The organism is uncultured Rhodoblastus sp., from assembly GCF_903903185.1.
In the GTDB taxonomy this organism is placed as follows: domain Bacteria; phylum Pseudomonadota; class Alphaproteobacteria; order Rhizobiales; family Beijerinckiaceae; genus Rhodoblastus.
This window is the reverse complement of the sequence record NZ_CAIUXT010000222.1, coordinates 22,196-33,730: the sequence shown is the minus strand read 5'-3', so window position 1 is coordinate 33,730 and position 11,535 is coordinate 22,196. Positions and strand designations below refer to the sequence as shown.

Genomic DNA, 11,535 nt, shown 5'->3' with positions numbered 1-11,535 from the left:
TGGTTTTGAAATCGTGGCCGGAAAACCCGTATCCACAAAAAGTAGCATGGCTGCATTGCGGTTTCCACGCATCCCCCGTTTGGGGTAAGCTGCGCCATGAATTCCCCTCCGCAACCCGGTCGGGTTTGGGTGCGAGCCATGATCGATCTGGATTTCAGCCTGGCGGTCGACCAGATTTACGAGGCGGCGCTTGCGCCGGCGCGCTGGCCGATGGCTTTGCAGGCCGTGGCGAATTGTTTTCGCGATACCGGCGCGCTCCTGGTCTGGCGGCGGGAAAACGGCCGCTACGGATCGGTGGTGTCGCCGGCACTGGCGGAGGCGCAGAGCGAATATGACGCCCTTTGGCAGCATCTCGACGTGCGCTCGGCGCGTGGCTTCGAGCATGGCTACTTGTCGGACCGCGAAGGCGTGACCGACCTCGACCTGTTCAGCGTCGAGGAACTCGAAACCCTGCCGATCTACACCCAGTTTTTCGCGCGCCATGGCGTTTACTGGTGCGCCGCGGTGTTTCTTTCGCCGGAGCAAGACGTGCAGGCGGTGCTCAGCGTCCAGCGCGACAAGGCGAGGGCGCCTTACGCGGGCGAGGAAGTGCATAAGGTCAGCCTGCTGGCCCGCCATGTCGAGCGATCGCTGAAACTGTCCATTCGTCTGTTCGACGCCGAAAACTGCAATCTGGGCATGCGCGAAGTCCTGAGCCGGCTGGGGATCGGCGTTTTCGCGCTGGACAATGACTTGCGGGTGATTTTCGCCAATCCGGCGAGCCGGACCGGGTTCGAAGTGCTGTCGGGGGCCGGCGAAGCGGTTGGGCTGACCGCCCCGGTGCGGCGGAAGATCGCGCGGGCGCTGGCGCGCAGCGAAAGGGCGGACTCGCGCGAACCGGTCAATGTCGTCGTCGAGCGCGGCCTGAACCGGCCGCCGCTGACCCTTTATGTCCTGCCGGTGACCGAAGGCGCCGCCGCAACCCACGACATGCTGGCGCAGGCGCGCGCCATCGTGCTGATGATCGATTCCAGCGGCGACGCCGCGCCCGATCCGGCGCTGGTGCGCGACATTCTCGGCCTCACGCTCGGCGAAGCGCGGGTAGCGGCGCTGGTCGGTTCGGGTCTCGCGCCCAAAGCCGCGGCGGAAAAGCTCGGAATCGCCGAATCCACGGCCCGCACCGTGCTGAAACGGGTTTTCGCCAAGGCCGGAGTGTCCCGGCAGAGCGAACTGGTGGCTTTATTCGGCAAAAGGTCGCTCCGTTAAAGAACAGAGACCTGGAGCGCGTCCTTTGAACGGAAGTTCTCCGGACGCGCTCTCGGCGCGGTTTGCTCGCCGCCGGGCGTCGTTGCATAAAAGCGCGGCCATGACCAATTAATCGGAAAAGGGAGTTTCAGATGATCGGTTTTCTCATCCGCGCCGCCGTCGTCGCGGTGGGCCTATGGGTGGCGTCGAGCATCGTGCCGGGCATCGCCTTCGCCTCGAACGGGACCCTGATCTGGGCGGCGCTGGCGCTTGGCGTCGTCAACGGCTTGGTGCGGCCGATCATGGTCGTGCTGACCTTTCCGATCACCATTCTGACGCTCGGCCTGTTCCTTCTGGTCGTCAATGGCCTGATGATCCAGTTGGTCGCGCATTTCCTCACAGGTTTTCACGTCGAAGGGCTGTTGCCGGCGATCCTGACTTCGATCGTCGTCAGCCTGACCTCCTGGGTGATCTCCTGGCTGGTCGGTCCTTCCGGCTATGAGGTCTATGTCGTCCATCGCTGATAAGGCGAACGGCGCGCCGACCGTTCAGCCAGGCAGGATTTTCGCCAGCCGGTCGAAATCCTCGCCCCGATGCGGAATGCCGAAGCGCAGCCATCCGGGTTTTCCGGCGAAGGGGCGGGTCAGCACGCCGCCGGCGCCGAGACGCTCGAAGATTTTTTCGGCCTCGTCATGGCGCGCCAGCCGGAACAGGGGCGTCCCGCCAAGAACAACGAACCCAGCCTTGCGTAACAGGTCGTCGAGATGGGCGCCGTCTTGTTCGAGCCGCGCCGCGCTTTGCGCCAGCCAGCGCGCATCGCCATAGGCTTTGACGCCAATCTCAACCGCCGCGCCGCTGACCGCCCAGGGACCGAGCGCCGCGCGCAATTTCCTGGCCAGATCCTGCCCGCACAGCGCGAAGCCGAGCCGCAGCCCCGCCAGCCCGAAGGTCTTGCCGAAGGAGCGCAGCACGATCGCGCCGGGCAGGGGAAGATGGGAGCTGAGACTTTTTGCGCGCGGCAGGAAATCGGCGAAGGCTTCGTCGATAATCAACAGGCCTGCGCGCGCCGCCCTTCGATGCGCCAAAGCGACGAGATCGTCGGCGGCGACAAGGCGCCCGTCGGGATTGTTCGGATTGACGACGATCGCAACATCGGCCTGCGCCAGATCGTCGAGCCTTGTCCGCGTTTGCGCGCGGGCGCCGCTCAAAGCCCAGACTCGTTCGTGTTCGGCGTAGGTGAAGTCGAGCAGGGCGATGTCTTGCGCCGGAAACAGGCGCGGCAGCAACTGGATCAGGCTTTGCGTGCCCGGCGCGGCGACGCATTCGGCGCCGGCGCCCAGACCGAAAAATTGCGCGGCGGCGGCTTCGAGTTTGGCGATTGCTTCAGCTTCGGGCAGGCGGGCGAAGGCCTCCGGGCTCAGACCGCCGCAAGCATAGGGCAGCGCATTGATCCCGGTGGACAGATCGAGCCAGGGTTCGGGCGCCAGCGGAAAGCGCCGCCGCGCGGCGGCGAGCCCGCCGCCATGATAGGCTGTCGCCAGAGCCGCCAGCCGATTCGTCTCCTGCTCAGGCCGAAAAACGTCGCCCATGCTGTCCGCAAATCCTTTCGCTCTGGCTCTTGCCGCCCTGACCGTCGAGGCCCTGATCGGCTATCCGGCGCCTGTCTATGCCCTTATACGCCATCCTGTCACCTGGATCGGCGCCCTTATCGCGCGTCTGGAGCAAGGGCTCAACCGCCCCGCATTTTCCGGCGCCGCGCGGAAATGCGCCGGCGTTGTCGCGCTCGCCCTGGCGCTGGCGGCGACCGGAGGCGCGGCCTCGGCCCTGACCGCGCTGGCGCCGAAAAACCTGTTCGGCTTCGTCCTGCTGGCGGTTGCCACGAGTTCCTTGATGGCGCAGCGCAGCCTTTACGATCATGTCGCTGCGGTGGCGCGGGCGCTGGAGGCGCAGGGGCTGGAGGGCGGGCGCAAGGCGGTGGCGATGATCGTCGGGCGCGATGTCGCGGCGCTCGATGTCGCCGGCGTCTCGCGCGCCGCCGTCGAGAGTCTGGCGGAGAACTTTTCCGACGGCGTGGTCGCGCCCGCCTTCTGGACGGCGGTTTTCGGCCTGACCGGCGGCACGCTCTACAAGGCGGCGAACACCGCCGATTCGATGATCGGCCACAAGAGCGAGCGCTACAGGAATTTCGGATGGGCGGCGGCGCGGTTCGACGATCTCGTCAATCTGCCCGCCTCGCGGCTGGCCGCCCTCTGGCTGGCGCTCGCCGCCGCCGTTTCGCCCGGAGCGGATTGCGCCGGCGCGATTCGCGCGGTGCGGCGCGACGCCAAAAACCACCGTTCGCCCAATGCCGGCTGGCCGGAAGCGGCCATGGCCGGCGCGCTGGACTTCAAACTGGCCGGACCGCGCATCTATGGCGGCGAACTGGTCGCCGACGCCTTCATGGGCGACGGCCGCGCCGAACTTGACGCGCAGGACATCCGGTGCGCTCTGGCGCTCTATCGCCGCGCCTGCGCCGCGCAGATGATTTTTCTGGCAATGCTGGTCGGGGTCTTTGGCGCATAGCGCGCGCTATCGCGCCAGCGCCAGCAGCGCATCGAGATCGACATGCCGTTCGAGATGGTCGGCCAGGGCGTCAAGCGTGCGCTCCACTTCCGCCTCATAGGCGAAATCCGCCGCCTCGGCGCCGATCCAGCGCAGCAGCGCGGCGCGCAAAGACTCATGGGCGAACAGGCCATGGACGTAACCGCCGCGAATGGCGCCGTCCGGCGACAGTGCGCCGTCGCGCCGCCCGTCCGCGAAGGTCAGGAAATTTCGCGCGCAATCCGGGCCATCGGTCACGCCGACATGCATTTCATAGCCCTCGAACGCCGCGTCTTCGGGGGAGGAAACGCCAGCGCAGGCGCGCAAAACCTTGTCCGGGGTCATTTGCGTCGCAACGTCGAGCAGACCGAGGCCCTCGACGCTGCCGGCGGGGCCCTCCATGCCGAGCGGATCGGAGATTTTTTGGCCGAGCATCTGATAGCCGCCGCAAATGCCCAACACCTTGCCGCCGCGCCGGACATGGGCGCGCAGGTCGATGTCCCAGCCTTGCGCGCGAAAGGACGCCAGATCCGAAATGGTGGTTTTCGTGCCCGGCAGGACGATCAGGTCGCAGACCGGCAAGGGCTCGCCGGGGCGAACCATGACGAGCCGGACGTCCGGCTCCAGTTTGAGCGGGTCGAAATCGTCGAAATTCGAAATATGCGGCAGGATCGGGACGGCGATGATTTTTCCGGCGCCCGACGACTCGCGGCGCTGCGACAGAGCCATGGCGTCTTCGGCGGGCAGGCAGGCGGCCGGCGCGAAAAACGGCACCAGCCCGAGCGCCGGCCAGCCGGTTTGTTGCGCGACGATCGCCATGCCGTCGGCAAACAGGCTGGCGTCGCCGCGAAACTTGTTGACGAGGAAGCCGCAAATCATCGCGGCGTCGGGCGGGTCGAGCACCTGTTTCGTGCCGACGAGTTGCGCGATCACGCCGCCGCGGTCGATGTCGCCGATCAGCACCACCGGGACGTCATGCGCGCGCGCAAAGCCCATATTGGCGATGTCGCCCTGGCGCAGGTTGATTTCCGCCGGACTGCCGGCGCCCTCGACCAGAATCAGATCGGCGGATTCGCGCAAGCGGGCGAAGGACTCGGCGACAAAGCCAGCGAGTTGCGGTTTCAGCGCCTGATAGTCGCGGGCCTTGGCGACGCCGAAGATTTTTCCCTGCACGACGATCTGCGAGCCGGTGTCGCTTTGCGGCTTCAGCAGCACCGGATTCATGTCGAGGCTTGGCGCGGCATGGCAGGCGCGCGCCTGCAAGGCCTGAGCGCGGCCAATCTCGCCGCCATCCTGCGTCACGGCGGCATTGTTCGACATGTTCTGCGGCTTGAAGGGTCTTACGCGCAAGCCTCGAAGCGTGAAGGCGCGGCAGAAGCCGGCGACGAGCAGGGATTTGCCGACATCCGAGCCGGTGCCCTGAAACATCAGGGAGCGGGTCATGCGGAGACGCCATCATCGCCGTTTCCCTCGCACGTCATGCCCGGCCTTGTGCCGGGCATCCACGCGATTGGGCCTGCGCAGGACGGACAAGACTGTGGAGACCGCGCCGCGTGGTTGGCCGGGACAAAGGGCGTCGAAAGACGCCCGTCTCCCGACGGGCTTTGCCCGGCCATGACGGGACTCACGGGAGCATGTCTCATCTCAAAACTCGATCCCCGCCTGCGCTTTCACGCCGGCGGCGAAATGGTGCTTGACCGCGCCCATTTCGGTGACGAGATCGGCGCTGGCGATCAGTTCGGGCCTCGCGTTGCGCCCGGTGACGACGACATGCAGGTCGGGACGCCGCCGTCCAAGCGTCGCCACCACCTCGTCGAGCGGCAGATGTTCGTAGCGCAAGGCGATGTTGAGTTCGTCCAGCACCAGCAATTTGATGGTCTCGTCGGCAAGCAGTTCCAAAGTCTTGTCCCAGGCGCGGGCGGCGGCGGCGAGGTCGCGGGCGCGGTCCTGTGTTTCCCATGTAAAGCCCTCGCCCAATGTGTGCCAGCTGACCTTGTCGCCGAAACGCTCCAGCGCCCTGCGTTCGCCGGTCTCCCAGCCGCCCTTGCCGAATTGCACCACGCCGACGCGCCAGTCATGGCCGAGCGCGCGCAGGATCAGGCCGAACGCCGCCGTGGACTTGCCCTTGCCCGGCCCGGTATGCACGATCAGCAGGCCTTTGGACTCAATGGTCTTGGCGGCGACCTCGGCGTCCTGGACCTCTTTGCGTCTGGCCATTTTGCGCTGGTGGCGCAATTCGTCTTCGCTCATCGCGAGGCGTCCTCTATGCCGGTGATCTCGATGCCGAAGCCCGACAGGCCGACATATTTGCGCGGCGCATTGGTGCGCAGGCGGATCGACGAAACCCCGAGATCGCGCAGAATCTGCGCGCCAAGGCCGATGTCGAGCCAGTTTCGCGCGCGGGCGTTTTCGTTTCCGGCCTCTTCCTTCTGGCCAACCAGATTGGCGGGCACGCCGGCCGCGCCGTCGCGCAGATAGACCAGAACGCCGCGCCCTTTTTTCTGGAAGGCTTCGAGCGCCGAATTGATCGCGGTTCCGCCGCCGAAAATATCGGAAAGAATATCGGCGCGGTGCAGGCGGGCGGGAATGTCGCGGCCATCGCCGATGTCGCCGGCGACCAGCGCGAAATGCTGCACCGAATCGAACGGCGTGACGAAGGCGTAGCCGGTGAACCGGCCATATCGGTTTTCGACCGGAAAGGCGGCGACGCGCTCGACCAGTTTGTCGCGCGCCTGCCGGTAGGCGATCAGATCGGCCACCGAAATCTGCCGGAGCCCGTTTTTCTCGGCAAAGGCGGCGATTTGCGGGCCGACCATCACGGTGCCGTCGTCATTGGCCAATTCGCAGATCACGCCGACCGGCGGCATGCCGGCCAGTTTGCAAAGATCGACCGCGGCTTCGGTATGGCCGGAGCGCATCAGCACGCCGCCTTCCTTGGCGATCAGCGGAAACACATGGCCGGGCCGCACGAAATCGGCGGCGCCGAAATTATTGTTGGCGAGGCCGCGCACGGTGTTGGCGCGCTGTTCGGCCGATATGCCGGTGGTCAGGCCATGTTTGACATCGACGGTGACGGTGAAGGCGGTGCCGAGCGGCGCGTCGTTTTCCGCCACCATCGGCTGAAGATGCAGGCGCTGGGCCTCGGCGGCGGAGAGCGGCGCGCAGACGATGCCGCAGCAATTGCGGATGATGAAGGCCATTTTCTCCGTCGTGGCGAGACTCGCCGCCATCACGAGATCGCCCTCGTTCTCGCGGTCGTCGTCGTCGGTGACGATGACGATCTCGCCGCGCTTGATCGCCTCGACGGCCTGGGTCACCGAATTCGACATGGAAGCCTCCAGCATCTTGTTCTCGCCCGCAACGTCGGGCAGAAAGTCATTGGGCGTCACGGCGCCCCGGGTTTCGCGCGCAATGGCCCGCGCCGTCTCTCGCGACATCCACACCTGCTCCTGATTGCACAACTGGCTGACGGCGCCGGGGGTCAGGCCGAGCCGCCGCGAGAATTCAATTCGGCTCACGCCGGATTTGCGTAACCATGCCGCCAGCTTCATGGCTTCGAGGCTAAGGATTTTGTCGATTTTAGCAATACTAAAATCCGCTGAACCGGCTCGCCGGGCGCGCCGATTCGCCGGAAACGGGCTTCCGGCCGGTTTACTCGGGCTGAGCCCCAAATCCGTTCTGGCGGCGATGTTGGCGTCGATCCTGGCCTGCGCGCCGGCTCTGACCGCGCCTTGCGGCGACCTGGTCCAGGGCGGCCAGTCCTACACGATCTGCCGCTTCGATCCGAAAAAGGACGATCTGCGCCTGTTCTGGCGCGGTCCCGACGGCCAGCCTCTCGGCAGTTTCGAGGCGGCGGCGGCCAGCCTGAAGCCGGGCGAAAAACTGATCTTCGGCATGAACGGCGGCATGTATGACTACAGCAATGCGCCGGTCGGGCTTTATATCGAACAGGGCGTCGAGCTCAAGCGCGCCAATACGCGCGGCGGCGCGGCCAATTTCCATCTCAAACCCAATGGTGTGTTTTTCGTCGGCGGCGGGCAGGCGGGAGTCTGGGAGACCTCGCATTTCCTTGGCCAGCGCCCCCCGGCCGCCTACGCCACCCAGTCCGGCCCGATGCTGGTGCTCAACGGCAAGATTCATCCGCGCATCCATGCCGACGGCACGTCGCTCAAATTGCGCAACGGCGTCGGCGTAGATCATGAAGGACTTGCGATTTTCGCTATATCCAACGAGCCTGTCACGTTTTTTCAGTTCGCGAGCTTGTTTCGCGACAAGCTGCAATGCGACAATGCGCTGTTTCTCGACGGTTCGATTTCGGCGCTTTACGCGCCGCAACTGGGGCGCGACGATTTCACCCTGCCGATGGGGCCGATCGTCGGCGTGGTGGCGAGGGGGCAATAACGGATGGCCCAACTTTCGACGCGCGGATTGACTTCGCCGGTTTCTTGCTGGAAAAGAGGGCTCGTCGGCAAGCATGGCCGGTCAAGGCGATATTTGATTCTTTCACCTTGTAAACCATTCGAACCTGGGCAACCCAACTTGTGGAGCGCGATGATGCGACGTCTGTTTATCGTCGGGTTGCTTCTCGCGATCTCCGGTTGCGCCCCGCGTGAAGTGACTTACTTTTTATATCCCGGCCTGGACCGGCCCGCCGACCGCGAATCCCATCTGGTGGCGCTGGCGGAACGGGAATGCGCCAAATATGGCATGGTGCTGATTCCCCGCCAGTGGCGCGGCTGGAACGCCAATGGTCAGGAGACCCTGACCTTCACCTGTCAGGAACATCCTGCCAGAGGCCAGGGCTTTCTGGGCAAGATTTTCATTCCGATCGACCAATTGCCGAACTGAAATCAGGCGTTGGGGCCAGTTTTGGTTCTTGGGCCAATTTTTGGCTTTTGGATCGTGCGTCGTCCCGCGCGTCACCGCCGCGTGAACGTCCGGAGCGGGTTCGCATTACGCGCCGAAAAGGCCCCTCCCGCAGCGCCCGCGAGACCTTTTCCCGCCGGAGCCCTTGCTTCTTGCGGGCGCTCGGCCTTAGACCTTCCCGCCTGCGCCCTGGCCGCCCGCGCGCGCAAGAATTTGGCGCCGGCCTTTCCCGCCTCGCCGGCGAAGGCGGCGACGATGCGCGACGCCTCGCGGCGCGGCAATCGGGCGTAGAGCGCCATGGTGCGTGCAAAAGCGCCCACCGACAAGGCGACCTTCGGAAAGGCGGCGAGAAGGATTCGCGCGGCGGCCTCCCGAGGGAGGCCGATGGCGATGAAGGCGAGGGTCAAGGCGTCGCCGCCTTCGTCCCCGACGATCTTTCGCGCGCGGAATTGGTCGCAGCCGAGAATTTCGGCGAGCGTCAGCGCCAGGGCCGATCGTTTGCGGCGCAAGGCGCAGGACTCCAGACGCGCGGCGGCCTCCTCGTCAAGCGGCGGCAGGTCGTCGGGCCGGCCGATCTGCGCGAGCCCGGCGGCGCGCGCGAGGCCGATCAGCTTTTCCCGCTGCGCCGCATCGGCGGCGAGGTAGAGCGGGAGCCATTCGAGCATCGGCTCGCCCCGCGCCAGCAGGGCTTGCGCCAGAACCGCGTCGTCGCGTCCGCGTGCGCACAGCAGCCGCAGTTCTTCGACGGCGAGCGGCGCCTTCGCGTTGGCGGCAAGCGCGCGGACGACTTCGCGTTCCGGCCTCCGGCTCAGAATTTTCGCGATTTCGCGGTCGAGATCGTCGCGTCCTGCGACGGCGCAGGCGTGGTCGCAGGCCCCGCCGGCGGCGACCTGGCGCAATTCCTTGTGTTCGATGCGCGGGTCGGCAGCCAAGATTTCGACTTCCGGCGCGCCGCCCCGGGCGCGGATGCGCCGCAAGATCGCGGCCGGCGCGTCCGGGCAGCGCGCCAGCTTGCGGGCGACGAGCGTCAGGCTGGCCTCGTCGGCGTCGGCGATCAGCCGGTCCGCCATTTCTTCGTAAAGCCGGATTTCATGCGGCCTGTGCCGCTCGTGCAGGGCGAACAGGTCGGTGGCGACGCGCAGCAGAATCGGGCGCATTTCCCCGGTCCCGGACCCGGCGGAGGCCGCGAGATCGCGCAGGCGGGCAAAAATGTCGGTCTGCATGAGGCTGGGTCCGGAATAATTCCAAGGCCTGAAGCCTAGCCGAGCTTTCTTGACGCATCATTAACCAACGCCATTCATTAATGATTCGACGGGTGGAGAGGACGCCCCATTGGGCTCTTGGCGTCGCGCCGCCCCGCTGTTTGTGCCGCCGCATGTTTCGGCGGGGGAAGGCGCGAGGACATCGAAACCATGGGCGAGGTCAAACCATTTTGCCGCAACGGGCGCACGCGCGCCAGATCGGCGCCGCCGGAAGGCCCGGCGCAGATCCTGTTTTTTCTCGGCGTGCGCTATCACCGCCAGGAAGACCATCCAGACCGGCTGCATGGCGCGACCAGCGCGAACGGCCCCGACCAGTCGTCCGGTCGCCGCCGGTCCGGCGGGACCGGCGCCCGGCGCAAGAAACGCGCATGAGGCGATAGTGGTCCTGACTTTTCATCGCGCCGGTTTTTCCACGGCGCATTCGACGGAGGCGAGCGCCGCCGCCGCCGCATCGTAATCGCTCTCGCGCAGGCTGAGCGCGCGAAACAGGGCGAAGCCGGCCTTGGCCGGAGAGATCAGCCGCAACTCATCCTCGTTAACTGTCCCGGCGTCGCCGGCCGCATTCTCGTCCGCTCCGGCGTTGTCGCGCTGAAGATCGCTGGCGTCCGCCTGGGCCTGGGTGACGATCAGGATATTGAAGCTTCCCTTCGGCGTCTGGCGGTCGTTGGCGCTGTAGATGATGGTGCCGTCGGCGAGCCGCACCGAAACCGAAAACGGATGGTCGTTGTCGGCGCGGGCGCGCAGGCGTAGTGGTCCTAGCGAGAGATCGAATCGGCACAGCGCCAGGGTGGCGAAGGGATCGGAGAAGCTCGGCCCCGTCCCCGGCGCGGCGCGCGGCAGCAAGGCGACTTGTCCGACCGGCGTTTTGAGCGCCAGCCTGCGGTAGGCCGAGCTGGGGGTCAGGCGCGGCAGCGCCAGCAGCGTGAGGAGATGGAGGGCGACGCCGCCCAGCAGCGCCGCCAGCAGCCAGGGCAGCAGGTCGAGCGTCCGGTCGAGCCAGAAATCGGTCTCCCGCCGCATCATGAGCAGTCGCCGCGCGCGATTTTCGGCGCGTTCCAGCCCTCGAAGGCCCCGGCCAGCGAAGAGGCCCCGGCCTCATAGGCGCGCAGCACCAGAAGGAACCGGCTTTTTTCGCCAAGCGGCAACCAGTTGCCGGGGCGCGCCGCGCGCGCCGCCGCGATGGCGAAGTCGCCGCCCTTGCGGCGCAGCAGGCCGACGGAAGTCAGGCCGTGGCGGTCCGCCTCGTTGGGCCGCAGGCGGCCCTCCAGGTCGTAGGCGCTCAGGGTCCACAGGCGCGCAGGCAGGGCGGCGCCGGAAATGAGATAGTCGCAGCGCGAATCGAGGGCGCGGCCGTCGTCGTCCCTGTCGGCGACGAAGGCCAGACCCTCGCCCTCGCCGAGGGGCATCGCGCCTCCGAGCGCCACGACGGCGCGGCCATAGGGGTCGATGTCGGCGCCGCCGATTCGCGGAAAGGAGGTCCAGGCGCCGAGCCGCACCGCGCCGAAACCGGGCTCCCCGCGCAGCGACAGCGCGGTCGCGGCCACGCCCAGCGCGAGAGCGGCGAAGGCCGCGGCCGGCAGGGGTTTCAGTCTGGACAAAGCCC

At 66.5% G+C, this 11,535-nt stretch carries 13 protein-coding genes; 6 read left to right on the top strand and 7 right to left on the bottom strand.

Going from position 1 to position 11,535, the window contains the following annotated elements; all coding sequences use genetic code 11:
* Nucleotides 1–138: 138 nt before the first annotated feature.
* Both QZY01_RS19675 and QZY01_RS19670 read left to right on the top strand, forming a co-directional pair.
* Entirely contained in the window at nt 139–1,245 is a 1,107-nt protein-coding gene (locus tag QZY01_RS19675) for a helix-turn-helix transcriptional regulator (protein WP_294540579.1), read from the top strand.
* Nucleotides 1,246–1,376: 131 nt separating this feature from the next.
* On the top strand, nt 1,377–1,748 hold the full coding sequence (locus QZY01_RS19670; RefSeq protein ID WP_294540577.1) for a phage holin family protein: 372 nt from the start codon (nt 1,377–1,379) through the stop codon (nt 1,746–1,748).
* A 24-nt stretch (nt 1,749–1,772) separates the two neighbouring features.
* On the opposite strand, the gene cobD is transcribed toward QZY01_RS19670, so the two are convergent.
* Nucleotides 1,773–2,813 (bottom strand): threonine-phosphate decarboxylase CobD, encoded by a 1,041-nt coding sequence (cobD, locus tag QZY01_RS19665; protein WP_294540575.1) that lies wholly within the window; start codon nt 2,811–2,813, stop codon nt 1,773–1,775.
* Here cobD and cbiB point away from each other — a divergent pair.
* Nucleotides 2,812–3,786: an adenosylcobinamide-phosphate synthase CbiB gene (gene cbiB / locus QZY01_RS19660; RefSeq protein WP_294540573.1), complete on the top strand. Its 975-nt coding sequence runs from the start codon at nt 2,812–2,814 to the stop codon at nt 3,784–3,786. The two genes, cobD and cbiB, sit on opposite strands and share 2 nt — an antisense overlap.
* Nucleotides 3,787–3,792: 6 nt before the next feature.
* Here cbiB and QZY01_RS19655 read toward each other — a convergent pair whose 3' ends face one another.
* From QZY01_RS19655 to ribB, 3 genes are all read right to left on the bottom strand, one after another.
* On the bottom strand, nt 3,793–5,247 hold the full coding sequence (locus QZY01_RS19655) for a cobyric acid synthase (protein ID WP_294540571.1): 1,455 nt from the start codon (nt 5,245–5,247) through the stop codon (nt 3,793–3,795).
* Nucleotides 5,248–5,448: 201 nt separating this feature from the next.
* Entirely contained in the window at nt 5,449–6,054 is a 606-nt protein-coding gene (gene cobO, locus QZY01_RS19650; protein WP_294540569.1) for a cob(I)yrinic acid a,c-diamide adenosyltransferase, read from the bottom strand.
* The gene (gene ribB / locus QZY01_RS19645) at nt 6,051–7,355 is read right to left on the bottom strand and encodes a 3,4-dihydroxy-2-butanone-4-phosphate synthase (RefSeq protein WP_294540567.1); all 1,305 of its coding nucleotides are present in this window, start codon (nt 7,353–7,355) and stop codon (nt 6,051–6,053) included. Before ribB ends, cobO begins: the two co-directional genes overlap by 4 nt.
* Before the next feature lie 136 nt (nt 7,356–7,491).
* Between ribB and QZY01_RS19640 the strand changes: the two genes are divergently transcribed.
* Together QZY01_RS19640 and QZY01_RS19635 are read left to right on the top strand one after the other, a co-directional pair.
* Nucleotides 7,492–8,205, top strand: a complete 714-nt coding sequence (locus QZY01_RS19640; RefSeq protein ID WP_294540565.1) for a phosphodiester glycosidase family protein — start codon at nt 7,492–7,494, stop codon at nt 8,203–8,205.
* Between the two features lie 150 nt (nt 8,206–8,355).
* On the top strand, nt 8,356–8,652 hold the full coding sequence (locus QZY01_RS19635) for a hypothetical protein (RefSeq protein WP_294540562.1): 297 nt from the start codon (nt 8,356–8,358) through the stop codon (nt 8,650–8,652).
* Nucleotides 8,653–8,723: 71 nt separating this feature from the next.
* On the opposite strand, the gene QZY01_RS19630 is transcribed toward QZY01_RS19635, so the two are convergent.
* Nucleotides 8,724–9,893, bottom strand: coding sequence for a DUF2336 domain-containing protein (locus QZY01_RS19630; protein WP_294540560.1), 1,170 nt, complete (start codon nt 9,891–9,893; stop codon nt 8,724–8,726).
* Nucleotides 9,894–10,082: 189 nt separating this feature from the next.
* Between QZY01_RS19630 and QZY01_RS19625 the strand changes: the two genes are divergently transcribed.
* On the top strand, nt 10,083–10,304 hold the full coding sequence (locus tag QZY01_RS19625) for a hypothetical protein (protein WP_294540558.1): 222 nt from the start codon (nt 10,083–10,085) through the stop codon (nt 10,302–10,304).
* Between the two features lie 21 nt (nt 10,305–10,325).
* Here QZY01_RS19625 and QZY01_RS19620 read toward each other — a convergent pair whose 3' ends face one another.
* Nucleotides 10,326–10,955 carry a hypothetical protein gene (locus tag QZY01_RS19620; RefSeq protein ID WP_294540556.1) on the bottom strand — a complete coding sequence of 210 codons (630 nt, stop codon included), beginning with the start codon at nt 10,953–10,955 and terminating at the stop codon, nt 10,326–10,328.
* Nucleotides 10,952–11,530 (bottom strand): DUF1214 domain-containing protein, encoded by a 579-nt coding sequence (locus QZY01_RS19615; RefSeq protein ID WP_294540554.1) that lies wholly within the window; start codon nt 11,528–11,530, stop codon nt 10,952–10,954. Before QZY01_RS19615 ends, QZY01_RS19620 begins: the two co-directional genes overlap by 4 nt.
* Between the last annotated feature and the right edge of the window lie 5 nt (nt 11,531–11,535).